1 pseudogene is annotated in these 768 nt (G+C 26.8%); it reads right to left on the reverse strand.

The features are described 5' to 3' along the window. Positions 1–768: pseudogene (locus KPC_RS20545) on the reverse strand (hypothetical protein); the annotation flags it as partial.

Below are 768 nucleotides of genomic sequence, written 5' to 3' on the forward strand. Positions count from 1 at the left end.
CTCCATAATATTAATCATATGATCGATTTGTTTTTCTTTACCTAAACGTGCTAACGTAATTATTTTATTTAGATTTCTCTTTGCATATTCAACTTTATCAACTTTAGAATCATTTGCATGAGGGATTGTCATTAATGAAAATTTAGGCTTAAACCTTTTTTCAATATCACTAGTCTGCTGTGGAGTCAATAAAATACAAGCATCAATAATATGCTCACCTTTTAAAATTTTACTATAATTGTAATTCAGACCTTCTGCATATATATCCTCATACGGTGCTAACAGATGAACACTATGTATTACTGATAGAACTTTAATATTATTTTCTTTTCGGATATTACTTAATGGTGAACTCCAGACTCTATTTTTATCAATAATATAAACATCATTATCAACAACTTTCTTAGCCAACCAATATTCTAGCAGCTCATGTTCATTATTAAAGCTTTCTATCATTAAACCATTTTCATTAAAAATATGAATTGATTTCATTTTAGAATCACTATTGTAATAATGTGTAATACGCTTTTTACCATTAAATGCGAATAAATCTTCACTTTTAACCTTCTGATCTTCATCTAGATATTGAGACACAGTCAATTGACCAAAATCATTAAACTTATCACGTCTTATTTTTTTACCATTAAAGAAATAGTTAATATAGTCTAATTTTTTCTTATCAGCATCTCTCCATACTATGTATAAATTTAAGCTACTATTTTTTTTATAAAAACGCTCATGTGTATCTGAAATAACTTTAAGTTCACC

The sequence above is a fragment of the Acinetobacter stercoris genome, from assembly GCF_900323515.1.
In the GTDB taxonomy this organism is placed as follows: Bacteria; Pseudomonadota; Gammaproteobacteria; order Pseudomonadales; family Moraxellaceae; genus Acinetobacter; species Acinetobacter stercoris.